Origin of the sequence: Marinobacter salinus (assembly GCF_001854125.1) — a bacterium.
Lineage (GTDB): Bacteria > Pseudomonadota > Gammaproteobacteria > Pseudomonadales > Oleiphilaceae > Marinobacter > Marinobacter salinus.
Map to the genome: position 1 here is coordinate 3,991,159 of NZ_CP017715.1, position 22,659 is coordinate 4,013,817.

Below are 22,659 nucleotides of genomic sequence, written 5' to 3' on the forward strand. Positions count from 1 at the left end.
CAGTGAGCGTCAAGTTGACCGCCCACTGGTTAGACCAGTTTATCAGTGGACGCTTGACCCCTTGCGCGGTTTATTTCCAAAGCAGACCTGGAATACATCATTGTAATGTCTGGCAAAGTTTACGGTCAGGCCCTCCTTCAGGTAGTCGGGAAGCTCTTCGTAGTCGCCCCGGTTAGCGTCGGGAAGAATCAGGTTGCTGATTTTCTGCCGGCGGGCGGCGATGACTTTTTCCCGAATGCCCCCGACGGGCAGCACCTGGCCTGTCAGGGTCAGTTCCCCGGTCATCGCAAGATTCTGTTGGGGTGGCTCCTTCCTGGCGATGGAAAGGAGCGCAGTCGCCATGGTGACGCCGGCGCTCGGGCCATCCTTGGGTGTGGCACCTTCCGGGACATGGAGGTGTACGAAGGACTTGTCGAAGAAGGTCGGGTCACCCTTGAATCGCTTCAGGTTGGAGGATACATAGCTGTAGGCGATCTCGGCCGATTCTTTCATGACGTCGCCGAGCTGGCCGGTTAACTTGAACCCCCGTTGGGTGCTGTGAATCCGTGAGGCCTCGATGCTCAGGGTGGCGCCGCCCATGGCGGTCCAGGCCAGGCCAGTAACCACGCCGATCCCCTTCAGGGATTTCTCCTTGCGGAATGCGGGTTGGCCCAGGTAAGTGGCAAGGTCCGGGGCCCCCACCTTCACCGGCTTGTCCGGAGTTTCGAGCAGCTTCACGATGCCCTTTCGGATGATCTTGTGAAGCAGCTTTTCGAGGTTGCGGACTCCGGCCTCACGGGCATAGCCTTCAATGACCTGCTTGATGGCGGCGTCGCTGATATTGAGCTGTTTCTTGAGCAGGCCGGCCCTCTTGAGCAGGCGTGGCAGCAGGTAATGCTTGGCAATTGCCAGCTTTTCTTCCGCGATGTAGCCGGACAGGCGAATCACGTCCATCCGGTCCAGCAATGGCCGGGGAATGGTGTCCAGCTGGTTTGCGGTGCAGATGAACAGAACCTTGGACAAATCCATGCGCACATCCAGGTAGTGATCCAGAAATTCGCGGTTCTGTTCAGGGTCCAGCGTCTCCAGGAGTGCCGACGCGGGGTCGCCCTGGAAGGAAGCACCGATTTTGTCGATCTCGTCGAGCATGATCACGGGGTTTTCGACTTTCGAATCCTTCAGTGCCTGCACAAATTTGCCGGGCATGGCGCCGATGTAAGTGCGTCGGTGCCCCTTGATCTCGGCTTCATCCCGCATGCCGCCGACACTGAAGCGATAGAATTTTCGGCCCAGCGCATCCGCCACGGAATGGCCAATCGAAGTCTTGCCTACGCCCGGGGGGCCGACCAGCAGAAGAATGGACCCACTGACTTCGCCCTTGAAGGTTCCTTCGGCCAAAAACTCCACAATACGGTCTTTTACGTCATCAAGGCCGTCATGGTCCCGGTCAAGAATGCGGCGTGCTTCGGCCAGGTCAAAGTGGTCCTCTGAGTGGGTGCCCCAGGGTACCTGGGTCAGCCAGTCCAGATAATTGCGGGTCACGCCATATTCCGGCGACCCCTGCTCCAGAACCTGCAGTTTCTGCAGTTCATCGTCAAAACGTTCCTGCACCTGTTCGGGCGGGTGCAGTTTGGCCATGCGTTCTGCAAACCGCTCCGCATCCGCAGTTTTATCGTCCTTGGCCATACCGAGCTCACGCTGTATGACCTTCAGCTGTTCCTTCAGAAAGAATTCTCGCTGGTGCTTCTGAACCTTGGCGTTCACCTCTTCGCTGATTTCGGACTGCAGGCGCGCTACTTCCTGCTCTTTGCGCATGAGCAGGAGCACTTTTTCCATGCGCCGCAGCAGAGGTACTGTATTAATCACATCCTGCAATTCAGGGCCTGGTGCGCTGGTCATGGAGGCACCAAAATCAGCCAGCGGCGAGCTGTCGTCCGGCCCGAAACGGGACAGATACTGTTTGACCTCTTCGCCGTACAACGGATTGGTGCGCAGCAGCTCCTTGATGGAGCTTATTATTGCAAGGGTATAGGCCTTTAGTTCATCGGCGTCTTCCTCCGGCTCGTCCGGGTATTCCACCTCAACCAGGTAGGGTGGTTTCCGGCGCAGCCACTGGACAATGCGAAAGCGCTGAAGGCCTTGGGCAATGAACTGAACCTTACCCCCTTCCGGCTGGGCATGATGAACCCGGACCGCGCAACCCATGGTCTCCAGTTCCTCGCTGTCAGGAATGCCCTGTTCGGCTTCATGCTCATCCACGAAGCAGATGCCGAGCACCCGGTGATCCGTTTCGCCGACCCGCTTGAGGGTCTCCTGCCAAGGATTCTGATTCACCATGATGGGCTGAACCTGGGCCGGGAAAAACGGGCGATTGGTTACCGGCAGCACATACATCCGCCTTGGCATCATCTGCTGGGGCAGGGCGAGGCTCTTGCTGTGTTCGTCCTTGCCGATGTACTCGGTCACGTCCTCTTCGAATCCTTCGATTGAGTCGTTGTGGTTTTCATCATTCATGCAGTGAGGTATCCATCCGGAACGGTTGTGGTATGGTCTGGATACGAACCTGAGCTGTATCCGATCTAACGCTTAATAGCCTATGTAACGGCAGTTACGGGTATTTCAAGGATCTCGCCGTTGTTCAGCAGGGATCCGGGTAGATGCTTGATTTTCTTCTGTCTGCCCCCATGTTTCTGGCAATCACGACGATTCATTCGACTTTGCAGGTGCCATGCATGAGCGATTCTCCCTACGTATTTGAAGCCACCATGGAAAACTTCCAGCAGCAGGTGATGGAGGCGTCAGCCAGTACGCCGATCCTGGTGGATGTCTGGGCGGACTGGTGTGCCCCCTGCAAACAGTTGATGCCCATTCTGGAAAAACTGGTGAATGAATATCAGGGCGCCTTCTTGCTGGCGAAGGTCAATGCCGATGAACAGCAACAGCTGACTTCAAGTCTGGGTGTGCGCAGTCTTCCGACGGTCATCCTGGTCAAGGACGGGCAAGCGGTAGATGGCTTCAACAGTGCGTTGCCAGAAGGTGAAATTCGCAAGGTGCTGGACCAGCACATTGAGGCACCTGAGGAAGATCCGTATGAGAAAGCCCATCGCCTTTGGGAAGAAGGCGACGTGGATGGTGCTCTGACGATTCTGGCCGAGATGAACCAGAAAGACCCTGAAAACCTGAAGGTCCTGATAGACCTGGCTCAACTGAAAGCGGAAATGGGTGATCTGGACACCGCGGAACAGGTCCTTGCCAGTCTGCCGCCGGAAGAGAGAATGCAGCATCAGGCCAAGCAGTTGGCGGCCCGGCTGAAATTCCTGAAGCAGTCTGCCGAGTTGCCCCCGGTCAAAGATCTTGAGATGGCCCTGGAGCAGGATCCGAAAGATCCCAACGCGTTGCACCAGTTGGCGCTGCATCACGTATTGCAGGAGAACAATGCTCAGGCCATGGACCTGTTAATTCGACTGATGCAGGTCGATAGCAAGTACAAGGATGAGGTTGCCAAGACCACGCTGATTGAGTTGTTCGACAAGCTGGGTAACAGCAACCCGGATGTTCGCACTTATCGGCGTAAACTTTATACTCTGATGCACTGATACCTGATCCGCGCGGGGCCGGTGTCAGCGCCTGCTCCGCGAGTTCTGTATGCTGAAGCTCCCACCCCAGCCCGACAACTGTGAACTGTGTGAACGACCTGTCGCACGACTTACTCGTCACCACCTCATTCCGAAGCATCTGCATCGCAAGAAGCGCTTTCAAAGCCTGTTTTCCAGAGAGAACCTGGTTACCCGTACTTTATGGGTGTGCCGACCCTGCCCAATTAAAACAGGTATACAAGCTGTCCTGCTCGATGAAAAAGAGAGGAGGGTATTTGGTTAGCCGACCCCTCTCTCTTTTCCGCTACATCGGGGGCGCTACCCGACAATGGATCCATTGGGAGTCAGTTGTCCGGCCTGGGGTGTATCCCTTAGCCCACCAAAACGCTTGTAAAACGACTCGTTCGGGCTGGGCAGGGGGCCGGACGCGTTTTCCAGATTTTCATCCAGCCACTGTTCTGCCCGTGCGTAGATTTTCCGATACAGGTTTCGGCATAGCTGTTTGGCGCTTCGGCCTTCCCAGTCACCCGGCAACAACTCATCAGGCAGTTGCGGGTCTCTAAGGAGAATCTTCCGATATTCATGGATCAGCAAAATTCTGGCGAGGAGGCACTCCTGCGGGGTCAGGTTGTCATTTGACTGCAGTTCCCGCCATAAGGGCCTGAACTGTTCCAGAAAACGCCGGTACCGGAACGCCAGTTCGTCCAGATTCCAGCTTTCCCGTACCTGAAGCCTGAGGGCTCTGGGACTTTTCTGCTCCAGAGGTTGGGTCTGCATCACAATGGTGTCATCCAGTGCGCCCCACTCCTGAAGCATGGGGATCAACTGATGACGGGTATAGCGGGGATGTTCCATTACTCCCGGAGCCATGCTCCCGAAACTTAGCCACTTCAGTTCTTCGCGGACCTTTTGCTTCATTTCCGGACTGAGCTGGTTCAAAAAGACCAGGCACCAGCTCCCACTCCATTCTTCGTTGGTGATGCTGTAAACATGCTGAAAGGCCTGCTGGAAGCGGCGGAGGCCGGGGCCGGTCAGGCTGTAATAGCTGCACCGGCCGATACGCTCCGTTTGCAGCCAGGTTTCCTGGACCAGTCTGTAGACCGATGTTCTGATCAGGCGCTGGCTGATCCCCATGGGTTCAAGCAATTTCATCAGGCTCCCGAGCCAGACTGTCCCGCCTCTTGGCGCTATGGCGTCACCATAAACAGTAATGATGAGCGAGCCCGCCCGGAGTGGCCGCTTTTTCTTGAACTCTTTTACAAGGTTATCTAACTGGGTCTTTGCTGACATGATTTTGGTATCGGATTCATGGAAATGAAAATTTCGTCTGCCGGTTATTATGCGGTTCTGTCCGTTAAGGTAAAGCTCGCCGTCCATAAGCGTCGAAACTGGCGGCTTCGCCGAAGGTCGACTTTACTTGAAAGGGGACTTTCGGGTGCCTCCAAAATTAGTTGACACTGACTTTATGATACAATAACTTCAATTGATATTCGTCAACGGTATCGAATTAATGCCGGAAAGCGAAGGCTCTGATATGCTCTTACGTGGCTTTAACGGCTGGGGAGCGATCAGGGAAAGCAAGGTGATCTGATGTTTGTGACACGGAAGAGCTTTCTAAACATAAGGTCGCTGTCTTATTTCTGAGAGATTAAGACGGGGGTTGCTCAGGCCCCATACAACTCGGGAGAACAAAAACAATGCTTAGCAAAATGATGCGTCGCGCAGGAAAATGCGCAGCTGTTGCTGCGGCTGGTCTCATGATGATGAGCGCCCAGGCAGCGGAACCAATCAAAATCGGCTCCTTCCTGTCCGTGACAGGGCCGGCCTCGTTTCTCGGTGATCCCGAGCTGAAAACCCTTCAGATGTATGTTGAGAAGATCAACGAAGAGGGTGGTGTTTTGGGGCGTCAACTGGAACTGATTCACTACGATGACGTAGGCAACGCTTCATCAGCACGCAACTTTGCGAGCCGTCTGCTTCGCTCTGACCAGGTTGACATTATCGTAGGCGGGAGCACCACAGGGGCAACAATGGCCGCTGTTCCGCTGGTGGAACAAGCGGGCGTACCTTTCATTTCACTCGCCGGCGCAGTGGTTATCACCACACCGGTGAAGAAGTGGGTTTTCAAAACTCCGCAAACTGACCGTATGGCCGCTGAGCGTGTTCTGGGTGATATGAAGGCCCGTGGTCTGACCAAAGTGGGTCTGATTTCCGGAACCGGCGGTTTTGGTAGCTCTGGCCGTGCCCAGACACTCGAAGTTGCTGAAATGATGGGTGTCGAAATTGTGGCCGACGAGACTTACAGCGGCTCCGATACCGACATGACTGCTCAGCTGACCAATATCCGTAATACCGATGGTGTTCAGGCTGTGCTCAACTTTGGCTTCGGTCAGGGACCGGCCATTGTTACCCGCAACTACAATCAGTTGGGAATTGACCTGCCGTTCTACCAGTCTCACGGTGTTGCCTCTGACAGCTTCCTGGAACTGGCCGGAGATTCGGCCGAAGGTCTGCGCCTGCCGGCTTCACCTCTTCTGGTGCCGGATTCTCTGCCAGAGTCTGATCCGCAAAAAGAGGTTGTCCAGAACTACAAAGCTGAGTATGAAGCACGCTGGGACTCCAAAGTGTCGACATTTGGTGCCTATGCCTATGACGGCCTGATGCTGGCAGTCCGGGCTATTGAAGCTGCTGGTAGCACCGATCCGGAAGCCGTTCGCAACGCTCTGGAAAGCATCAGTGGCTACGTTGGCGTGACTGGCGAGTTCAACATGTCTCCAGAAGACCATAACGGCCTCGATGCTGACTCTTTCCGTATTCTGGAAGTCCAGAACGGAGAATGGAAGCTGATCGACTGATCCTATCTGTAACTTGTCTCTCCGCTGGCTGACTGCTCGCCCCTGAGAGGGTGCGCAGTCAGCCGGTTGGTGTTCGACCGGAATCAAGGCTATGTTCTCAGAATTCTTGCAGTACCTCTTTACCGGGATCACTATCGGTGCAACCTACGCATTGATTGCCCTCGGCTTTACCCTCATCTATAACGCCAGTCACGTCATCAACTTCGCCCAGGGCGAGTTCCTGATGATTGGTGGCATGGCAACGGTATCTTTGACTTCCATGGGCGTGCCCATGATTCTGGCGGTTGTTCTTGCGGTTCTGCTGGCCGGCATACTGGGTATTGCCCTGCAACGGTTTGCCATCGCACCTGCGAAGCAGGCTGACGTGGTGACGCTCATTATTATCACCATCGGCGCTTCTATTTTTATCCGTGGCCTGGCCCAGTTAATCTGGGGCAAGGAATACCATGTCATGGCGAATTTCAGCAGTGATGAACCTATTCAGGTGTTCGGAGCGGTTCTGAACAGCCAAAGTCTGTGGGTTCTTGGTATTGGGGCTGTGCTTGTGGTTGGTTTGGTGCTGTTCTTTACCCGGACGCTGATTGGTAAGGCCATCCTCGCGACGTCAATGAACAAGGAAGCTGCCCGCCTGGTTGGCATCCGGACCCAGATGGTGCTGATGCTTGCGTTTATGGTGTCTGCGTTGCTGGGCTCCGTTGCCGGAATCGTTGTTGCCCCTATCACGTTCACTTCCTATGACATTGGTATCATCCTTGGCCTTAAAGGCTTTGTTGCGGCAGCTATTGGTGGCCTGGGCAGCGGTGTCGGTGCGGTTGTTGGCGGACTCGCTCTCGGAGTGGTTGAGGCCATGGCGGCGGGTTATCTGTCCTCCGACTACAAGGATGCGGTGGCCTTCTCCATGATTCTGCTGGTGCTTTTCTTCCTGCCTCGCGGGTTGTTCGGTGCCAAAGTCGTGGAGCGTGTCTGATGTTGAACCGTTTTTTGCAGTTGCGTCTCCGGGGGCTGATTGTCCTCGCGATCATCCTGCTCTGTCTGCCGGCGTTTCTCAGCAACCCCTTCCATTATGATCTGGCAACACAGATGGCAATCATCGCTGCCACGGTGGTCGGCCTGAATCTGCTGGTCGGTTTTGCCGGTCAGATCAGTCTGGGGCATGCGGGCTTTTTCGGTCTGGGAGCCTACTTCACCGGCATCATGACCGGAACCTATGGCTGGCCTGCGGTACCAGCATTGATAGTCGGTGCGATTGTTGTCGGGTTTATCGCCTGGGTTGTCGGGCGCCCCATTCTGCGCCTGAAAGGTCATTACCTGTCTATGGCAACGCTGGCGGTGGGCTTCATTATCGCCATTATCCTGAATAACGAGCGTGCCATCACGGGCGGCCCCGACGGCATGCCAGTGCCTGCTCTTGATCTGTTCGGCTGGGAATTGAGCTCGTTCGGGCAGTATTCATTGTTTGGTCTGGAGATCGAAGGCTTTCTGGCCTGGTACCTCTTTGCCAGCCTGATCCTGCTGCTGGCGGTGTGGTTTGCCCAGAACCTTATTGAGTCGCCCATCGGTCGGGCCCTGCGTTCGGTGCATGGGTCGGAAGTGGCCGCACGGGTCGTCGGTGTGGATACAGCAAAGTACAAAAGCCTGGTGTTCGTAATCTCTGCCGTTTATGCCAGTCTCATGGGCAGCCTGTACGCCCATTTTCAGGGTTTTATCACTCCCGCCGTGGCAAGCTTCGAATTCTCGATCGTACTTATCACAATGGTTGTTTTGGGCGGTATGGGGTCTACCTTTGGCGTAATTCTGGGCGCGGTTGTTCTGAAGTTGTTGCCGCAGGTGCTGGCGGACTTCCAGGAGCTGGAAACCGTCATGTTCGGTGCAATCCTCATGCTCACGATGATTTTCATGCCCAAGGGACTGTTGCCCACGTTAACTGCGGTTGTCTCAAAGAAGTTTGAAAAGAAGCTTGAAAAGAAGGCAGGGGGTGCATCATGAGCGCACTGGTCGAAGTAAAAGCCCTCGACAAGGCCTTCGGAGGGGTGCATGCGGTTGAAGGGGTCAGTTTTTCAGTTGATGCCGGGCAGGTCTATTCTGTTATCGGTCCGAACGGTGCCGGCAAGACGACCTTGTTCAATCTGATTACCGGCCTCTATACCCCGACAAAGGGGGAGATCCGGCTCAACGGTGAAAGCACTTCCGATCTTGAGCCCAATCAACTGGCCGAGCGCGGAATGTGTCGTACGTTCCAGCAAATGCAGATTTGCATGAACATGACGGCCATTGAAAACGTCATGCTCGGTCGTCACCTCAAGCTCAAAAGCAGTCTGTTTACGACCCTGTTCCGCTTGCCGGCACTGCGCCGGGATGAGGACAATGCCCGACAGCGGGCGGCAGAGCTGATGGAGTACGTCGGCTGTGGTGACTATCTGGATACCGAAGCCTCGGCAATGTCCTATGGCGCCCTCAAGCGTCTTGAGATCGCGCGCGCACTGGCCGCTGACCCGAAGATTATCCTTCTGGATGAGCCCGCCGCCGGCCTGAATGCGACCGAGACGGCAGCCCTTGAGCAATTAATCAGAAAAATTGCTGACGAGGGAACCACCGTCATGCTGGTGGAACATGACATGAAGCTGGTGATGGGCATTTCAGACCGGCTTCTGGTTCTTAATTACGGTCGTGTACTGGCTGAAGGTACCCCGGCGGAAATTCGTCAGAATCCAGACGTTATTGCTGCCTATCTGGGTGGCTGAACAGGAGGCAATTCGAATGACACAGCAACACACGGAAATTGCGCCTGCCCAGTCACGCAGTCAGCAGGCCATCGGAACCATCGTGCAGGAGCATCAGGCGCTCTGGCGGACTCTTGATCTTCTGGATCAGCTGCTGCATGACATGAACATTAATGAGCAACGTCCGGACGAGAAGCTGCTCACCACCATTTTCAATTACATTCAGCATTTTGCCCGTCGGGTGCATAGTCAGCCTACAGAAATTGTGCTGTACCGGCTGTTGGGAGAAAGGTCTCTGGAATCCGTGCCGCTTCTTGAGAAACTCTCCAAAGGCTACGAGATTGGCGACGCAAAAATTAATGAACTGCGTCAGCTGCTTAAAGTCTGTATGGAAAAGTGGCCGGAAGGGCGTGAAGAGTTCAGCCACGGACTGGCACGCTTTACCGAAGCCTTGCGCAAGCATATCCGCAAGGAAGAAGGTGTGGTAATTCCCAGGGCTCGTGAACTGTTCAGCGAGGACGACTGGGAAAAGATCATTGAATCCAGGGATGTGGAGAATGATCCTCTGTTCGGTGAACGGGTCCGTGACGAGTTCCGGGAACTTCGTCATGAGATCATCAGTTATACCCCGGAACGTTTTGGCGGTCTTGGCCTGCAGCACGAGGAGCGCGTTACTGCGCCGCATGAGAAGCAGGAACTGCTCTCGGTGAAAGGCCTGGTTACCTCGTACGGTCAGATTGAAGTGCTTCATGATGTGGATATCAAGATCAACAGCGGTGAGATTGTATCGCTGGTTGGTGCCAACGGCGCCGGCAAGTCGACCTTGTTGATGACCATCTCCGGCTTGCAGTCGGTGGATCGTGGCAGCGTGATGTTTGACGGGAAAGATCTGGCCAAAGTGGGTGCTGACCAGCGTGTTGGGCAAGGTATTGTCCAGGTGCCGGAAGGGCGTCAGGTCTTCAAGGACCTGAGTGTCCATGACAACCTTTTGTTGGGCGCTTACACCCGCGGCCGAAGCCCGGAAGTCACGGCGGATCTGGAACGGATGTACGGCAAGTTTCCGATCCTTCGGCAGAAGCGTCATAACCTGGCCGGTGAGCTTTCCGGCGGCCAGCAGCAGATGCTGGCCATGGGGCGTGCGCTGATGGCCCGTCCCCGCTTGTTGCTGCTCGATGAGCCCAGCATGGGGCTTGCGCCACTGATCATCGAAGAGATTTTCAACATCGTGAAAGAGCTCAAAAAAGAGGGTATTACCATCTTTCTGGTCGAGCAGAATGCTTCCCAGGCCTTGGCCCTGGCGGATCGGGGCTACGTCCTGGAAACCGGTCGGGTGGTCATTGAGGGAACCGGCAAGGAGCTTTTGAGTAACGAGAAAGTCCGGGAGGCGTATCTGGGCATGTAACCCGACAGGTTTCCGGAGGCACAAAAAAAGGCAGGTTCATCACCTGCCTTTTTTTGTGCCTCCGGCTAACGTTTGGGGTCCAAGACAAACGTTAGCCGGATGAAGCCCCGATTTACTGGGGCTTCTTGGCAACCAGCGTCAGGATGTCGTAGCTCGCAACCATTTCGTCGTTCTGGTTGTGAACCTGAACATCCCAGACAACCACACCCTGGGGGTGTCCGTCTGGTGATGTCCGACCCTGATCAATCTTGCGTTTACACGTCAGGCGGGCACGGATGGTGTCGCCCGGCGCTACGGGTTCGATGAAGCGCAGGGTGTCCAGGCCGTAGTTCGCCAGTACCGGGCCTTCACCCGGAGACACGAACAGGCCGGCCGCTGCCGAGAGCACGAAGTATCCGTGCGCAATGCGCTTGCCAAACTGCGATTCCCGCGCCGCGATGTCATCAAAATGCATGTAGAAGTGATCACCGGACAGGCAACCGAAGTTTACAATGTCAGCCTCGGTCACAGTGCGGCGGTGCGTCAGCAGCGATTCGTTGATCTGCAGATCCTCGAAATGCCGGCGGAACGGATGTACTTCGTATTCGATCAGCTCGGCGCCACGGACGTATTCACCGGTAACGGCAGCCAGCATCGTGGGAGAGCCCTGGATCGAGGTACGTTGCAGGTAATGGTGAACTGCGCGGATACCACCCAGTTCCTCACCACCGCCGGCACGACCCGGGCCACCATGTTTGAGCATTGGCAGTGGCGAACCATGGCCAGTCGACTCTTTGGCGGCTTCGGCGTTCAGCAGGTGCAGGCGGCCATGGTAGGCCGCCAGTGCGGGTACGATCCTGGCCGCGATGGCAGGGTCGCGGGTAGTCAGAGTGGTGACCAGCGAGCCACGGCCCTTGGCAGACAGCTCCAGCGCATCTTCAATAGTGTCGTAGGGAATAACGGTCGCGACCGGACCAAATGCCTCGATATCGTGGGCGCCACAGCCATTTTCAGGGTTCCGGCACAGCAGCAGGTGCGGCTCGATGAAGGCGCCTTTCTCAGTGCCGTCGCCGGTGGGTTTGAAGTTGCCTTCGCCACCGACAACAAGTTCACTGGTCTTGAACAGTTCCTGGATATTGGCTTTGACATCTTCCAGCTGGTCGACGGAAGCCAGGGCGCCCATCCGAACGCCTTCTACTGCAGGATCGCCCACGGTGACCTTGGAGAGCTGCTCTTTCAGCTTGTCGCAGACCGCGTTTACCTGATCTTTCGGCACCAGGATACGACGAATGGCGGTACACTTCTGACCGGCCTTGGCGGTCATTTCGCGGCGTATTTCCTTCACGAAGATGTCGAATTCTTCGTGCTCCGGGGTGACGTCCGGCGCCAGAATGGCACTGTTCAGTGAATCAGCCTCGGCGTTGAACGGAATCGAACGGTTGATGATGTTCGGATGGTTCTTGAGCTTGCGGGCGGTCGCCGCCGAGCCGGTGAAGGTCACCACGTCCTGTTCTTCCAGGTGATCGAACAGATCGCCGGTGCTGCCGATGATCAGCTGCAGGCTGCCCTCAGGCAAGGCGCCGGATTCCTGCATCAGCCGCACCGCCAGTTCGGTAACGTAGCAGGTGGAGGTGGCTGGCTTCACAATGGAGGGCATACCCGCGAGGAACGTGGGTGCGAATTTCTCCAGCATGCCCCAGACCGGGAAGTTGTAGGCATCGATGTGTACGGCTACACCACCGCGGGGCACCATAATGTGAGTGCCTGCGAAATGATTGTTCTTACCCAGAGGTATCACGGGTCCTTCGTGGAGCACATTGCCGGAGGGGAGCTCCCGGCGGCCCATGCTTGCATAGGAAAACAGGGTGCCGAAACCGCCATCGATATCGATTCCGTTGTCACCTTTGGTTGAACCTGTGTGCATGGACAGGGCATAGAGCTCTTTCTTGTGCTCCTGAAGGTACATTGCCATCGCTTTCAGGGCCAGGGCGCGTTCCTGGAAATCCATGGCCATCAGGCTCTTGCCGCCGACCTTGCGGCCGTATTGGACGGCTTCCCTGAAATCCAGGGTATCGTCGTGAGTGTGGGCCACGATGTCGCCATTGACGGCGCTGGGCAAAGCCTTGGCGGCTTTCTCACCGACCCACTGGCCGGCGATGAAACTCTTAAGGACTGACATTGGAAACTCCGTTCGTTTCTGAAAACGTCAAGGCAAGTCCTGCTTCTGCAGAACTTGCCTTTGTCGAGTCATATTGTTCGGTTGTTGGGGAAACGGCTTACATCTCGTCGTAGTCGAGAACCACCTTGTCGCTGATCGGGTAGCACTGGCAGGAAAGCACGTAGCCAGCCTCTACCTCGTAATCTTCGAGGGCAAAGTTCTGGTCCATTTCCACCTCGCCTTCGACAACCTTGGCGCGACAGGTGGAACAGACGCCAGCCTTACAGGAGTAGGGCAGGTCCGCGCCTTCCTCGTTGCCGGCCTCAAGAATGCTCTTGGTATCACGAACCAGCGGGAAGGTCAGGGAGCGACCGTCGGCAATCACCGTTACTTCACTGATGGATTGTGGATCCACTTTTGACGGCGCCCGGTCTTTACGGGCCTGGGGCGCACCACCGACCGGCGTAAACAGCTCGTAGTGGATCTTGCTTTTGTCCAGACCGTGGCGAAGCAGTGAGTCCCGCACGTCTTCTGTCATTAATTGTGGACCGCAGATGAAGGCCGCCGTAAGCTCTTTGGCGTTGATCCAATGGTCGAACAGGGCATCACACTTGTCGTGGTCAATCCGCCCGTTATAGAGGTCAATGTCTTGGTCTTCCCGGGTGAAGATGTACACCAGGTTCAGCCGGGACATGTATTCGTTCTTCAGATCCTGAAGTTCATCCCGGAACATGGTGCTGCTGGTGGCCTTGTTGCCATAAAACAGCGTTACCTCGCTCTTGGGCTCGGTTTCCAGGGTGGTCTTGACGATCGACAGGATCGGGGTGATGCCACTGCCTGCGGCGACCGCGAGGTAATTACCTTCGCGCTCGGGATCCAGGTCGACGGAGAAGTGGCCCTGGGGCGGCATGACTTCCAGCGTCTGGCCCGGCTTTAGTTGCTCATTGGCAAACGTGGAGAACCGGCCGCCGGCAACCTTCTTGACCGCGATGCGCAGTTCCTGATCGTTGACGCTTCGGCAGATCGAGTAGGAGCGACGAACTTCCTCGCCATCCAGCTTGGTCCGCACGATCAGGTGCTGGCCCTGCTGGTAATGGAACTTGTCTGCCAGATCTTCCGGCACGTCGAAAGCAAGTGATACGGCGTTTCTTGTTTCAGGTCTGACCTCTTTGAGGGTCAGTGAGTAGAATTTGTTCATGATCGTATCGGCTCTAGATGCATTTGAAATAGTCGAAGGGCTCGAGGCATTCCTTGCAACGATAAAGGGCTTTGCAGGCGGTGGATCCGAATTCGCTGACCCGCTCGGTGTCTTCGCTGCCACAATGGGGGCAGGTGATCACTTCAGGTTCGCCAAGCAGACTCATCTTGCTGGAGCTGCCCTGGGGCGGTGCGATTCCGAATGCCCGAAGCTTCTCTTTGCCTTCGTCTGTGATCCAGTCGGTGGTCCAGGCAGGGGTCAGCACCTGATTGATTTTCGGATCCCGGAACCCTGCGGCTCGCAGGGCCTCGGCAATCAGCTCTTCAATCAGTTCAGTGGCAGGGCAGCCGGAGTAAGTCGGTGTGACATCGATGGACAACTCTTTTCCATCCCATCGAACTGCTCGGACAATACCGAGCTCCACGACGCTTACCGCCGGTACCTCCGGATCCTTGACCTTGTCAAGAATTGCCCAGATATCCTGTTCTGTCAGCAAATCGGGGCGAGCGTTGGCTGGCACCCGGTCACTGGCGATCAGGATATCTACTGCTGACCGGCTGTCTGACTCACCATGTTGTGGCATCGGGATAGGCCCTCTGCAGAAACTGCATTTCCGCCAGAATGAAACCGAGATGTTCGGTGTGTTCGCCGTGCTTGCCGCCCATATACATCCAGGCGTCTTCTGCGCCCGGTGTCAGGGTGGCCTGGGTGAGCACTTCATTGACCATGCCACGCCAGTCATTCCTGAGCTGCTCAGGATCCGGGCCGATACCGGCCTCGGCCATGAGGCGATCAGTTTCGTCCGGGGTGATCAGTTCCCCGGTAAAGCGCCAGAGAATGTCGACAGCATCCTGCATGCGGCGGTGGCTCTCGTCCGTACCGTCGCCCAGGCGCTTCACCCACTCCGATGAACGGCGCAGATGATAAGTGACTTCCTTCAGCGCCTTGGCCGCAACACCTGCGATGCGTTCGTCGCTGGCTTCGGTCAGGCTCTTGAGCGTGAAGTAGTGCCAGACATCGTAAAAGAACTGGCGGCCCATGGTGACCGCATAGTCTTCGTTCGGCTGCTCGGTCAGGAGCAGGTTGCGATAGTCGTGGGCATCACGGCGAAAGGCCAGCTTGTCTGCATCCCGGCCATCATTAATCAGCTCGGCTGCGTACTCGTACCAGTTGCGGGCCTGGCCGACGAGGTCGAGGGCAACATTCATCAGCGCCATTTCTTCCTCGACTGCCGGGGCCTTGCCGCACAGCTCGCACAGGCGCTGGCCCAGGATCATGTCAGAATCTGCCAGGCGCAGCAGGTATTCCTTTAATGCTTCTGCTTGTGTCATTGGAACCGCTCCTTACATGTGTCCGACTTCATCGGGCAGCTTGTAGAAGGAAGCATGCCGGTAAACTTTATCTTCCGACGGGTCGAAGAGAACTTCTTTTTCGTCGGATGCGGAAGCCGTGATGGTATCGGAGGGTACAACCCAGATGCTCACACCTTCGTTTCGGCGTGTGTATAGGTCACGGGCGTTTTCCATGGCCATCTCAGCGTCAGAGGCATGCACGCTGCCCACATGTTTGTGGTTCAAGCCGTGCTTGGACCGCACAAAGACTTCATAAAGGCGCCATTCAGACATGTTGTAATCCTCCGGTATCAAGCGGCTTGTGCGCGCTGCTTTTGTTTTTTGGCATAGGCGACGGCCGCTTCGCGGACCCATGCGCCCTCGTCAATTGCTTTCTTGCGAGTATTGATGCGCTCGCGGTTGCAAGGGCCATTGCCCTTGAGCACGTCATAGAATTCCTGCCAGTTGATTTCACCGAAATCGTAGTGGCCGGTTTCTTCGTTCCATTTCAGGTCCGGGTCCGGCGCAGTGCATCCCAGGAATTCAAGCTGCGGAATTGTCTGGTCAATAAACATCTGGCGCAGTTCGTCGTTGCTCTTGCGCTTGATCTTCCAGGCCATGGACTGCTGTGAGTTCGGGGACTCGTCATCGTGCGGGCCGAACATCATCAGGGCCGGCCACCACAGACGGTTGATGGCGTCCTGCACCATTTCTTTTTGCTCATCGGTACCTTCGCGCATCATGTCCAGCAGAATCTGGTAACCCTGGCGCTGGTGGAAGCTCTCTTCCTTACAGATCCGGACCATGGCGCGGGAGTAGGGGCCATAGGAAGTACGCTGAAGCACAACCTGGTTGACGATTGCAGCGCCATCTACCAGCCAGCCAACAGCACCCATATCGGCCCAGTTCAGGGTCGGGTAGTTGAAGATGCTGGAATACTTGGCCTTGCCCTGATGCAGTTTCTCGATCTCTTCGTCGCGGTCTGCACCGAGGGTTTCCATGGCACTGTATAGGTACAGGCCGTGGCCTGCTTCGTCCTGGATCTTGGCCATCAACTGGAGCTTGCGCTTAAGGGTGGGGGCCCGGGTAACCCAGTTACCTTCCGGGAGCATGCCAACCACTTCAGAGTGAGCGTGCTGGGATATCTGACGCACCAGCGTCTTCCGGTAGCCTTCCGGCATCCAGTTTTTGGGTTCGATCTTGGTCTCGGCGTCGACCTTTTCCTGGAAAGCGCGCTCTTCAGGCGACATCTCTTCCAGTGTCTTAAGGCGTTTTGCGCCGGTTTCAACGAGCTGGGCGTACATACAATACCTCCGGTTCGGGCTTGTTGTTCTCTTGTTCCGTGAACAGCGATGCCCTCAGAAAATACTGAAGGGCTATATTACTCATAGTATATGATACTGAATAAATATCAAGAAATGTCTTTGTGTGTCATGTTCGGCTTCAGGCGTTGTTCTGATGACCGCATCATGTTGATATAAAATGTAAAAAATAATTCCAGGAATGATTATTAAAGTAACTGGAATAAGGAAATGAAAAAATAAAACGAATTCGTTAGACCGGAAAGGGAGGCACAACCGGAAAACTGACCGACTGTGCCAAGACCCGGTTCGCCATTACTGCTTGCGGCGGTCGAAGACCCTTTTTGCTTTGCCTTCCGAGCGAGCAAGACGGTTAGACTCAACAATCTCTATACGGGTGCTGATCCCGATATAGGATTTAATGTGATGGGCGAGCTCTTTGGCAGCCGCGGCCCGGTTTTCCTCACTGTCGGAGGCTTCCGGCTTGAGCTCCGCGCGAATGTCGACGCAGTCCAGGTTGCCTTCTTTGTAGACCTCAATCTCGTAGTGAGGTGCCAGTGCTTCACACTTGAGCACCTGCTCTTCGATCTGGCTCGGGAATACGTTGACGCCCCGGATAATGAGCATGTCATCGCTGCGGCCGGTGATCTTGTCGATGCGGCGCATGGGGCGGGCGGTTCCCGGCAGCAAACGGGTCAGATCGCGCGTGCGGTAACGCATGATCGGCAAGGCCACTTTGGTGAGTGACGTGAAGACCAGCTCCCCATACTCTCCGTCGGGCAGCACTTCGCCGGTATTCGGGTCAATGATCTCGGGATAGAAATGGTCTTCCCAGATGGTAGGGCCGTCTTTGGTCTCGATGCATTCCATACCGACACCCGGCCCCATGACTTCAGAGAGGCCGTAGATGTCCAGAGCCTGAATGCCCAGGCGCTCTTCCAGCTCGGTGCGCATGCTGTTGGTCCAGGGTTCGGCACCGAAAATCCCGAGGCGGAGCGGCAGCTTGTGAGGGTCGATACCCTGCCTTTCCATCTCGTCAGCAATATTGAGCATGTAGGACGGGGTTACCATGATAATGTCGGGCTGGAAGTCATTGATCAGCTGAACCTGCTTTTCAGTCTGGCCACCCGACATGGGAATCACCGTGCAGCCGAGGCGTTCGGCACCGTAGTGAGCACCAAGCCCGCCGGTAAACAGGCCATAGCCATAGGACACGTGGACCTTGTCTCCCCGGGAGCCGCCACCGGCCCGAATGGAGCGGGCAACAATGTCGGCCCAGGTGTTGATATCGCCCTGGGTATAGCCGACAACGGTGGGCTTGCCGGTGGTGCCGCTGGACGCGTGAACCCGGACTACCTGATCCATCGGAGTGGCAAACATGCCGAACGGATAGTTGTCCCGCAGATCCCCCTTGGTTGTGAAGGGAATTTTGGCCAGGTCTTCCAGCGAGTTGATGTCCATCGGCTTCAGGCCGATTTGATCAAAGGCGTTCCGATAGAAAGGCACGTTGGTATAAGCATGGACGACGCTCCAGCGCAGACGCTGCAACTGCTCATGGCGGAGCTCGTCGATGCTGGCGGTCTCCATGCGGTCAAGTTTGCCAAGTTTTTGTGATGGTAAGCTCATAAGTCTGTCCTGCTTTTTTTGTGCTTAACGGGAGCGTTGCTTCTGACGGATCAGGCAGCGCTGTCCACCCGTTCAATGATCAGTGCGATACCCTGGCCAACGCCGATGCACATGGTGCAGAGTGCATAACGGGCTTTTTCACCCTTGTCGTGGCGTCGCTCAAGCTCATTCAGTGCGGTTGTGATCAGGCGAGCGCCACTCATGCCTAGAGGGTGGCCAAGGGCGATAGCGCCCCCGTTCGGGTTCACGTGTTCGGCGTCATCCGGCAACCCCAGATCGCGGGTGACGGCCAGTGCCTGGGCGGCAAACGCCTCGTTCAGTTCGATGACATCCATATCACCCAGTTCCAGCCCTGCCGTTTTCAATACCTTGCGTGTAGCCGGAGCCGGACCGAAGCCCATGATGCGGGGTTCGACGCCTGCGGTGGCCATGGCGACCACACGGGCCCGGGGCTTCAGGTTGTATTGTCCTATGGCGTCGGCGTTGGCCAGCAGAAGTGCACAGGCGCCGTCATTGACGCCAGACGCGTTGCCCGCCGTCACGCAGCCGTTTTCACGGAACGGTGTTGGCAGCGATGCCAGTTTTTCCAGGGTGGTTTCCCGCGGATGCTCGTCGGTATCGACGATCAGCGGTTCCTGTTTGCGGCGGGGCACAGAGACCGGCGTGATCTCACTGGCAAACCGGCCAGCGGCCTGGGCTGCGGCGGTCCGTTGCTGGCTGCGCAGGGCAAACGCATCCTGGTCTTCCCGTGAAATTCCGAAGTCGGCAGCAACGTTTTCGGCGGTTTCGGGCATGGAGTCGATGCCGTATTGTTTCTTCAGTACCGGATTGACGAAGCGCCAGCCAATGGTTGTGTCGAAAATCTCCGCTTTGCGACTGAAGGCGCTCTCCGACTTGCCCATCACAAAAGGTGCCCGGGACATGGATTCGACACCGCCTGCAAGCATCAGGCGGGCTTCGCCGGTGCGGATCGCGCGCGCCGCGCTGCCAACCGCATCCATGCCGGAACCGCAGAGCCGGTTGATGGTGCTGCCTGGAACATCCACTGGCAGGCCGGCCAGCAGCAGTGACATACGAGCGACATCCCGGTTGTCTTCGCCAGCCTGGTTGGCGCAGCCATAGAGCACATCGTCAATTTTTGACCAGTCGAGACCGGGGTGACGCTCCACCAGTGCTTTCATTGGGATGGCGCCCAGGTCATCTGCCCGGACTGCAGACAGTGCGCCGCCATAACGGCCAATGGGCGTACGTACGGCGTCGACAATATAGGCGTCCTGCAAGCGGTTATCTCCACTCATGAGTTTTCCTCCGAATTAATGACAGGGCCGCGGACCTGGTAGGACTTGCCCCGGAAAAGGGCAACGGTACGGCCATCCTGATTGGTTAAGGTAACGTCGTAGACACCGGTCCGGCCGCCACGAGACTGTTCTTCGGCGGTTGCGGTCAGGATATCTCCGGCTTTGGCGCCAGCCATGTAGTCAATGCTGCAGCCGGACGCCACCGTTGCCTTGTCGTAAGAATTGCAGCTGAAGGCGAATGCAGAGTCGGCGAGGGTGAAGAGGTAGCCGCCATGGCAGGAACCGTGGCCCTGAATCATGTCATCAGTCACGGTCATGGTCAGCACGGCTTTGCCGGGCGCAACTGAAACGATCTCCATGCCCAGCTTCTGGCTCGCCTGGTCACGGGCAAACATTGCTTCTGCGCACTGCTCCGCGAGCTGTTGCGGGTTGGTGTCCGTCATGCGTAAAACCCCTTCTCGGCATAATGGTTTTTCCGAAGCAGCAGCGCCGGGCGATACCGGTCTTCTTCGTAGCTGCCCTGAATGTTTCTGAGGACCCGGAATACCCGGCCATTGCCCAGGCGGTCGCTCCAGCTCAGCGGGCCTTCCGGGTAGTTCAGCCCCGCTTGCATGGCCAGGTCGATATCTTCCTTCGTCGCTACGCCCTGCAGCGCGGCATCGGCGGCTTCATTGGCAAGCATGGCGACAGTGCGCATGACCACCAGGCCGGGGCGATCTTCAAGCAGACTGACGGCGATACCCGCTTTTTGCAGTAAAGCACACGCATCGGAAACCGCCTTGTCGGAGGCCTGACTGGCGACAGAAACGGCAAGCCGGGAGGCCTTGGCGAAATCGAAAGCGAGGTCAAACAGTGTCAGGTTGAGTGTGCCTTCCACTTGGGCGCGCTCGGTGGCCATGCGGCCATCGGTAAGGGCCAATACGGCGTCGCCGAAGCGGAGTTGGCCAGGGCCGTCCCGTTCGATGATCTCAAGCCCGGCGTCGCGGAAGCGATCAACCAGCGCCTTGGCAGGGCCCATCTCGCCCTCGACAATCAGCCGGTTTTCATGACTTTGACATTCCGGTTCTGTGCGGGGAGAGGGGCGTTGGCTGCCTTCGGCATAGCTGTAGAATCCGTGACCGCTTTTGCGGCCCAGTCGTCCGGCCTCAACCAGTTCTTTCTGAATCAGTGATGGCAGAAAGCGGGTGTCCTGATAATAGGCGTTGAACACCGAATTCGTGACTGCGTAGTTGACGTCATGACCGATCAGGTCGGTCAGTTCAAACGGTCCCATGCGGAAATTTCCGGCTTCCCGGATGATGGCATCCAGCGTTGCCGCATCTGCGGTCTGTTCCTGGAGCAGTCGCAGGCTCTCGGCATAGAAGGGGCGGGCGACCCGGTTAACGATAAACCCCGGTGTGGACGTGGCAAAGACCGGTTTCTTGCCCCAGTTTGATGCGGTGGCGTGGACGGTTTCGGCAACAACGTTGTCGGTTGCCAGCCCTTTGACGACTTCGACCAACGCCATCAATGGCGCCGGGTTGAAGAAGTGCATCCCGACCAGGCGTTCCGGCTTACTGAGTTTGGCGCCAAGCGCGGTCACTGAAATGGACGAGGTGTTGGTGGCAAGGATGGTCTCCGGGCCACAGAGTTCTTCGAGGTTTGCCAGCAGTTCACGTTTGATCTCGAGGTCTTCGATAATGGCCTCAATGACCATGCTGCTCTCGGCTACGTCGGAAAGCGCGCTGACCGGATGAATGCGGCCAATGATAGCGTCCACGGCCTGCTGTTCCATCTTGCCTTTGTCGACCCGGCGCTGGAGCTGTTTGGCAACACCATCGCGTCCTGTGGCCGCCGCGCCTTCGCGCTGGTCGTGAAGGTAGACTTTGTGGCCAGCCTGGGCGGCAACCTGGGCAATACCGGAGCCCATGGCGCCGGCACCGATGACGGCAATGGCGGTATGGGTATCAAGTGCCTGGCTCATTTACTTCCCCTTGAAGGTTGGCGTGCGTTTCTCCATGAAGGCAGCGACGCCTTCGCGGTAATCCTCGGATCGGCCAGCCATGCGCTGGAGATCACGCTCAAGGTTGAGTTGTTCTTCAAACGTGTTGCTGGCACTGGCGTGCAGAGCGCGCTTGATCAGAGCCAGGCCTTTTGTGGGCTGGGTGGCGAAGTGCCTTGCCAGCTTCATGGTCTCTTCCATCAGTGCCTCATTATCGACACAGCGCCAGATCATGCCCCAGCTTTCGGCCTGCTCGGCAGCAATCTTGTCGCCCAGTAGGGCCATGCCCTTGGCCCGTGCCATGCCAGCGACCCGCGGCAAGGTCCAGGTGCCGCCTGAATCCGGGACCAGTCCAAGCTTGCAGAATGCCTGCACGAAACTGGCGGAGCGTGCCGCAAGTGTAATGTCACAGGCCAACGCAATGTTCGCGCCGGCACCCGCTGCAACACCGTTCACCGCGCACAGGACGGGCATGGGCAGATCCCGGAGGCTGCGCATCAGCGGGTTGTAGTATTTTTCCAGGGACTCTCCGAGGTCGGGTGCTTCCTGGCCCGGGGCAACGCTTCGATCAGACAGATCCTGTCCGGCACAGAAACCACGACCGGCACCGGTAATCACCAGAACGCGAACGGTGCTGTCCTTGCGCACCGTGCTGACTGCGTCCCGCATCTGTTCGTGCATCTCGACGTTGAAACTGTTCAGGTTGTCTGGGCGGTTAAGGGTAAGCAGGGCCACACCCTGATCGATTTCGAGAAGAATGCTCGGCTGAGTCATGGCGTTGTCCTATAAACAGAATTGATGATGGCTTCAGGGCGACGGTATACCGGCCCGTGAAATGGGGTTTGCGCTGTTCCCGGAAGGCATCATGCCCTTCCTGACGATGGAACGTCTTATCTGGGTGGCTCTCTCAATGGTTGGCTCGGGCTGGCAGACCTGAACGGTTCAGAATCAGAGTGACCACCAGACTATGTTCGAATAATGAGCTGGCTGACTGGAAAATAAGTATATCTATTAATTGATACTCGTCAAGAACCCGAAAGTCTAACTTTTGTATCACTTTGGCGAGCGGCGGCGTGGAAATTTTTTACTCATTGAAAAAGAAAGGAAAAATATAACCAATGAGTGGCTTTTAGTTCGAATTGTGGTGTCTAAAGGCGGTTTTATGCTCGTTGGTGCTGTGAAAGATACTCAGGAAAACTATAAAGTGGTCTATAAAGTGAATCAGAAAATGTGAC

At 56.5% G+C, this 22,659-nt stretch carries 19 protein-coding genes and 1 pseudogene; 7 read left to right on the plus strand and 13 right to left on the minus strand.

Features of this window, described 5'->3' with window-relative positions:
• Window positions 1–42 precede the first annotated feature (42 nt).
• Window positions 43–2,493, minus strand: a complete 2,451-nt coding sequence (gene lon / locus BKP64_RS18400) for an endopeptidase La (RefSeq protein WP_070973259.1) — start codon at window positions 2,491–2,493, stop codon at window positions 43–45.
• A gap of 218 nt (window positions 2,494–2,711) precedes the next feature.
• Here lon and BKP64_RS18405 point away from each other — a divergent pair, with 218 nt between their 5' ends.
• Window positions 2,712–3,575 (plus strand): thioredoxin family protein, encoded by an 864-nt coding sequence (locus BKP64_RS18405; RefSeq protein WP_070973778.1) that lies wholly within the window; start codon window positions 2,712–2,714, stop codon window positions 3,573–3,575.
• Window positions 3,576–3,893: 318 nt separating this feature from the next.
• Here BKP64_RS18405 and paaX read toward each other — a convergent pair whose 3' ends face one another.
• The gene (gene paaX, locus BKP64_RS18410; protein ID WP_070973779.1) at window positions 3,894–4,865 is read right to left on the minus strand and encodes a phenylacetic acid degradation operon negative regulatory protein PaaX; all 972 of its coding nucleotides are present in this window, start codon (window positions 4,863–4,865) and stop codon (window positions 3,894–3,896) included.
• A gap of 407 nt (window positions 4,866–5,272) precedes the next feature.
• On the opposite strand from paaX, the gene BKP64_RS18415 reads away from it, so the two are divergent.
• The 6 genes and pseudogenes from BKP64_RS18415 to BKP64_RS19595 all read left to right on the plus strand — a co-directional run bounded on the left by BKP64_RS18415 (window position 5,273) and on the right by BKP64_RS19595 (window position 10,552).
• Window positions 5,273–6,430, plus strand: coding sequence for an ABC transporter substrate-binding protein (locus tag BKP64_RS18415; protein WP_070973261.1), 1,158 nt, complete (start codon window positions 5,273–5,275; stop codon window positions 6,428–6,430).
• A 91-nt stretch (window positions 6,431–6,521) separates the two neighbouring features.
• Window positions 6,522–7,397: a branched-chain amino acid ABC transporter permease gene (locus BKP64_RS18420; RefSeq protein ID WP_070973263.1), complete on the plus strand. Its 876-nt coding sequence runs from the start codon at window positions 6,522–6,524 to the stop codon at window positions 7,395–7,397.
• Entirely contained in the window at window positions 7,397–8,416 is a 1,020-nt protein-coding gene (locus BKP64_RS18425; protein ID WP_070973265.1) for a branched-chain amino acid ABC transporter permease, read from the plus strand. Before BKP64_RS18420 ends, BKP64_RS18425 begins: the two co-directional genes overlap by 1 nt.
• Window positions 8,413–9,171 (plus strand): ABC transporter ATP-binding protein, encoded by a 759-nt coding sequence (locus BKP64_RS18430; protein ID WP_070973266.1) that lies wholly within the window; start codon window positions 8,413–8,415, stop codon window positions 9,169–9,171. Before BKP64_RS18425 ends, BKP64_RS18430 begins: the two co-directional genes overlap by 4 nt.
• Window positions 9,172–9,187: 16 nt before the next feature.
• Window positions 9,188–9,637: pseudogene (locus tag BKP64_RS19590) on the plus strand (hemerythrin domain-containing protein); the annotation flags it as partial.
• 210 nt (window positions 9,638–9,847) lie between these two features.
• The gene (locus tag BKP64_RS19595; RefSeq protein ID WP_070973780.1) at window positions 9,848–10,552 is read left to right on the plus strand and encodes an ABC transporter ATP-binding protein; all 705 of its coding nucleotides are present in this window, start codon (window positions 9,848–9,850) and stop codon (window positions 10,550–10,552) included.
• Window positions 10,553–10,664: 112 nt separating this feature from the next.
• Here BKP64_RS19595 and paaZ read toward each other — a convergent pair whose 3' ends face one another.
• The 11 genes from paaZ to paaG all read right to left on the minus strand — a co-directional run bounded on the left by paaZ (window position 10,665) and on the right by paaG (window position 22,198).
• On the minus strand, window positions 10,665–12,710 hold the full coding sequence (gene paaZ / locus BKP64_RS18440) for a phenylacetic acid degradation bifunctional protein PaaZ (protein ID WP_070973268.1): 2,046 nt from the start codon (window positions 12,708–12,710) through the stop codon (window positions 10,665–10,667).
• Window positions 12,711–12,807: 97 nt separating this feature from the next.
• Window positions 12,808–13,887 (minus strand): 1,2-phenylacetyl-CoA epoxidase subunit PaaE, encoded by a 1,080-nt coding sequence (paaE, locus tag BKP64_RS18445; protein ID WP_070973270.1) that lies wholly within the window; start codon window positions 13,885–13,887, stop codon window positions 12,808–12,810.
• Window positions 13,888–13,900: 13 nt separating this feature from the next.
• Window positions 13,901–14,470 carry a 1,2-phenylacetyl-CoA epoxidase subunit PaaD gene (paaD, locus tag BKP64_RS18450; protein ID WP_070973272.1) on the minus strand — a complete coding sequence of 190 codons (570 nt, stop codon included), beginning with the start codon at window positions 14,468–14,470 and terminating at the stop codon, window positions 13,901–13,903.
• Window positions 14,454–15,218 carry a 1,2-phenylacetyl-CoA epoxidase subunit PaaC gene (gene paaC / locus BKP64_RS18455; RefSeq protein ID WP_070973274.1) on the minus strand — a complete coding sequence of 255 codons (765 nt, stop codon included), beginning with the start codon at window positions 15,216–15,218 and terminating at the stop codon, window positions 14,454–14,456. Before paaC ends, paaD begins: the two co-directional genes overlap by 17 nt.
• Window positions 15,219–15,230: 12 nt before the next feature.
• Complete coding sequence (gene paaB, locus BKP64_RS18460; RefSeq protein WP_070973276.1) at window positions 15,231–15,512, minus strand: 1,2-phenylacetyl-CoA epoxidase subunit PaaB; 282 nt, start codon at window positions 15,510–15,512, stop codon at window positions 15,231–15,233.
• A 17-nt stretch (window positions 15,513–15,529) separates the two neighbouring features.
• Window positions 15,530–16,522 (minus strand): 1,2-phenylacetyl-CoA epoxidase subunit PaaA, encoded by a 993-nt coding sequence (gene paaA / locus BKP64_RS18465; protein ID WP_070973278.1) that lies wholly within the window; start codon window positions 16,520–16,522, stop codon window positions 15,530–15,532.
• A 312-nt stretch (window positions 16,523–16,834) separates the two neighbouring features.
• Window positions 16,835–18,145, minus strand: coding sequence for a phenylacetate--CoA ligase PaaK (paaK, locus tag BKP64_RS18470; protein WP_070973280.1), 1,311 nt, complete (start codon window positions 18,143–18,145; stop codon window positions 16,835–16,837).
• Between the two features lie 50 nt (window positions 18,146–18,195).
• Window positions 18,196–19,443 (minus strand): 3-oxoadipyl-CoA thiolase, encoded by a 1,248-nt coding sequence (pcaF, locus tag BKP64_RS18475; RefSeq protein WP_269466072.1) that lies wholly within the window; start codon window positions 19,441–19,443, stop codon window positions 18,196–18,198.
• Window positions 19,440–19,886, minus strand: coding sequence for a hydroxyphenylacetyl-CoA thioesterase PaaI (gene paaI / locus BKP64_RS18480; RefSeq protein ID WP_070973282.1), 447 nt, complete (start codon window positions 19,884–19,886; stop codon window positions 19,440–19,442). The genes pcaF and paaI overlap by 4 nt, the downstream gene beginning before the upstream one ends.
• Window positions 19,883–21,406: a 3-hydroxyacyl-CoA dehydrogenase PaaH gene (gene paaH, locus BKP64_RS18485; protein ID WP_070973284.1), complete on the minus strand. Its 1,524-nt coding sequence runs from the start codon at window positions 21,404–21,406 to the stop codon at window positions 19,883–19,885. The genes paaI and paaH overlap by 4 nt, the downstream gene beginning before the upstream one ends.
• Complete coding sequence (gene paaG / locus BKP64_RS18490) at window positions 21,407–22,198, minus strand: 2-(1,2-epoxy-1,2-dihydrophenyl)acetyl-CoA isomerase PaaG (RefSeq protein WP_070973286.1); 792 nt, start codon at window positions 22,196–22,198, stop codon at window positions 21,407–21,409.
• Window positions 22,199–22,659: the final 461 nt, after the last annotated feature.

Coding starts and splice junctions, on each gene's coding strand:
- lon (WP_070973259.1), bottom strand. CDS start 2,493: ATGAATGATGAAAACCACAACGACTCAATCGAAGGATTCGAAGAGGAC.
- BKP64_RS18405 (WP_070973778.1), top strand. CDS start 2,712: ATGAGCGATTCTCCCTACGTATTTGAAGCCACCATGGAAAACTTCCAG.
- paaX (WP_070973779.1), bottom strand. CDS start 4,865: ATGTCAGCAAAGACCCAGTTAGATAACCTTGTAAAAGAGTTCAAGAAA.
- BKP64_RS18415 (WP_070973261.1), top strand. CDS start 5,273: ATGCTTAGCAAAATGATGCGTCGCGCAGGAAAATGCGCAGCTGTTGCT.
- BKP64_RS18420 (WP_070973263.1), top strand. CDS start 6,522: ATGTTCTCAGAATTCTTGCAGTACCTCTTTACCGGGATCACTATCGGT.
- BKP64_RS18425 (WP_070973265.1), top strand. CDS start 7,397: ATGTTGAACCGTTTTTTGCAGTTGCGTCTCCGGGGGCTGATTGTCCTC.
- BKP64_RS18430 (WP_070973266.1), top strand. CDS start 8,413: ATGAGCGCACTGGTCGAAGTAAAAGCCCTCGACAAGGCCTTCGGAGGG.
- paaZ (WP_070973268.1), bottom strand. CDS start 12,710: ATGTCAGTCCTTAAGAGTTTCATCGCCGGCCAGTGGGTCGGTGAGAAA.
- paaE (WP_070973270.1), bottom strand. CDS start 13,887: ATGAACAAATTCTACTCACTGACCCTCAAAGAGGTCAGACCTGAAACA.
- paaD (WP_070973272.1), bottom strand. CDS start 14,470: ATGCCACAACATGGTGAGTCAGACAGCCGGTCAGCAGTAGATATCCTG.
- paaC (WP_070973274.1), bottom strand. CDS start 15,218: ATGACACAAGCAGAAGCATTAAAGGAATACCTGCTGCGCCTGGCAGAT.
- paaB (WP_070973276.1), bottom strand. CDS start 15,512: ATGTCTGAATGGCGCCTTTATGAAGTCTTTGTGCGGTCCAAGCACGGC.
- paaA (WP_070973278.1), bottom strand. CDS start 16,522: ATGTACGCCCAGCTCGTTGAAACCGGCGCAAAACGCCTTAAGACACTG.
- paaK (WP_070973280.1), bottom strand. CDS start 18,145: ATGAGCTTACCATCACAAAAACTTGGCAAACTTGACCGCATGGAGACC.
- pcaF (WP_269466072.1), bottom strand. CDS start 19,443: ATGAGTGGAGATAACCGCTTGCAGGACGCCTATATTGTCGACGCCGTA.
- paaI (WP_070973282.1), bottom strand. CDS start 19,886: ATGACGGACACCAACCCGCAACAGCTCGCGGAGCAGTGCGCAGAAGCA.
- paaH (WP_070973284.1), bottom strand. CDS start 21,406: ATGAGCCAGGCACTTGATACCCATACCGCCATTGCCGTCATCGGTGCC.
- paaG (WP_070973286.1), bottom strand. CDS start 22,198: ATGACTCAGCCGAGCATTCTTCTCGAAATCGATCAGGGTGTGGCCCTG.